Source organism: Uliginosibacterium sp. TH139, from assembly GCF_002855595.1.
Lineage (GTDB): Bacteria > Pseudomonadota > Gammaproteobacteria > Burkholderiales > Rhodocyclaceae > Uliginosibacterium > Uliginosibacterium aquaticum.
In genome coordinates, this window is record NZ_PKRR01000022.1 from 1 (window position 1) to 2,476 (window position 2,476).

At 66.4% G+C, this 2,476-nt stretch carries 1 protein-coding gene; it reads right to left on the reverse strand.

Translation table 11 applies throughout. The annotated features are described in order from the left end of the window. A partial coding sequence (locus C0V76_RS19425) for a type VI secretion system Vgr family protein (RefSeq protein ID WP_101944566.1) occupies positions 1-2,454 on the reverse strand: 2,454 nt, incomplete at its 3' end. Positions 2,455-2,476 lie beyond the last annotated feature (22 nt).

The window sequence follows — 2,476 nt, forward strand, 5'->3', positions numbered from 1 at the left end:
GCCGGCGAGGGTCAGGAGTGAGTCTTCGCTATGAGGCAGTGCTGAGTTCTGAGTGCCGGCTGCTGAGGACTGCACGGCGCCCGTCTTGGCGTCGACCATACCTTTCGCGGACTTGAGCATTGCGGGCAGCGGGGCCAGGTCGCTCTTCAGTGCGCTCTTGCTCGCCCCGGCGGAACCCTCGCTGGCGGCGACCTTCACGGTCTGGTGTGTGGCCGCGATCTGACTGGTGTTCTTGAAGAGCTCGCTGGCTTGCTTGAGCAGGGCGGTCGGGGCGGTGGCATCTCCGGCCGGCTCGCTCTGCGCCTGATTGATCGCAGCCTGGATCGGCCAGGTGGTGATGAGCAAGCCGCGGCCCCCACGTAGCGCCCCGTAAGCGTCGGTGCGCAACTCAAAGCCATCGCCACGGTGGCTGCCGCGATAGGTGTCCGCCTGATGGATGAGGTGCCCCAGATTCAGCTGCGTGGCCGCCTGGGTAGTGGCCAGCTGAATACGCTGCTGGCCATCGGTATCGTCAAACACCAGCTGCGTATAGCCCGCATGTGGGGTATTGAACTCGCAGGACTTGAAACCCGACAGTGCAGCGCGGTTGCGCATCGGTCCATAGGCCGAAGCCTCGCCATGCCAGGCCGGGCTATGGCCGGCGGCGACACGATTGCCCTGATGTGCGGGGCTGTGGTCCTTCGCTTGGGCGAAGGAGGACTGAGGACTGAGTGCTGAGGACTGAGAGGACGCCTGCCCGCCCGGCGTGGCGGTGACGCCCTCATCGCCCGCGCCGTCATACAAACTGCCGAGCACAATGGGGCGATCGATATCGTTCTCCAGAAACCCCACCAGCACCGCCTGACCAATGCGTGGCACAAACTGCACGCCCAAGCCCTTGCCGGCGTAGCGGCTCGCCACGCGCAGCCAGGCACTGCCGGGTGAGCACGCCTCATTGCGCTCAGGGTTGGCGCTCTGCCAGTGGAACTGCACGCGCACCCGGTGCAGTGCATCGGTATGGATCTCGCCCGCCTCGCCGGGCGTGGTCTCCCCATTCGGGCCGACCACGGTAGCGGTTTGCGGGCCCATTGCCGTAGGCCGTGGATTGATTCGTCCCCCAGTGCCATCAAGCAAAGCCGGGCGCCAGGGCACGTGTACGCGCTGGGCCTCAAACTGATTGGCATAGCCCCGGCTGCGGGCCGGGGTGAGCAAGGCGTCATCCTCTCCTTGCTCGACGCCTGATTCCCGCAGCAGGCGGCGCAAGGCCTTCGCGCTTTCATCCAGCTTGCGCGGCAGATTATTGAGGCCGGCGTGCTGGACGCGGGTGAGCAGGAAGTGGCGCGAAGCTGCGGCAGCGTCGGCTGACTCCGCTTCGCCGCGCAGCTGCGCTTCACGATCCAGCGGGCTGCCCGTCAGCACAAAGCGATGGCCCGCAGCGAAAGAGCGCACCGAGCCTGCGCCCAGAAACACCTTGTTGCGTGCTTCAAGCGCCTCGCGGGCCAGACGCACAGCGCGCAACGCACTCGCCTCATCGGCAAAGGCATACGCGCCGGGCACATCGTAGTCCTCCAACTGCGGCGCATTCGGCCCGCCAAAGACCTGATCAGTCGGCAGAGACACCGCCACGCTGCGTTTGGCTTTGTAGTCCCACGACAGTGCCGTGCTCACGGCCGCCTGCAAGACGCGACGGGCACCCAGCGCGGTCACGGCATCCTGCGCTTCCTGACTGCCCGCGCGATGAAAACGGATGCCGGCGCCACCGAGCGCGTGGGCCGAGCAAGCATCCTCAGGCAGCGCCTCGTTGTGCGCAAAGATCAGCAACTGATCGAGCGGCGCCTGGCCCAACTCCTCGGACTCGACGCCCTGGAAAGCAAAGCCCAGCCCCTCTTCCGCCAGCAGGCGCGAGACGAAATCGAAATCGCTCTCGCGGTACTGCACGCAGTAGCTGCGCGTGCTGCCCTGTGGCGCCTCGGCCAGAAAAGTCTCGACGCCATCGGCCAGCTTCCAGGCCGCGCGGGGCGCGCAAGCGGCAAAGACCGCTTCGACGATTTCCAGCACGGTCTTCTCCTGGAAGACGCGGCAATCGGTGCGCTGGGTGAGTTGCCACAGCCAGGGCACCAGGCTCACCTGATAGCGGGTGAGCGCACCATCGGCGCCGAGGCGGCGCGCCTGGGCGATGTAGCCGGAGCGCGCGTGCGAGCTGCCATCAGAGAGACGCACCACAAAGCGCATCTGGCGGCCGAGCAGCGTCGCCAGCGAAAGATGGGCATTGCTGGAGAGCAGCAGCACCTCGTAGCGGTAAAGGCTCGAGAGGGCCTCCTCACCAAAGAAGGCTTCGAACTCGAGCGGCGCCTCGACGCGCGAGAGGCCTTCAATGGCGCATTCATAGAGCCGGGTATCGGAACGCAGGCCGGCCAGCACCTCCAGTGCGCTCGCTGCGGCGGGCAGGCTGCGGGGGTCTAAGGCCTGGTTCATGGCTTCTTGTCTGGCAGGGCGG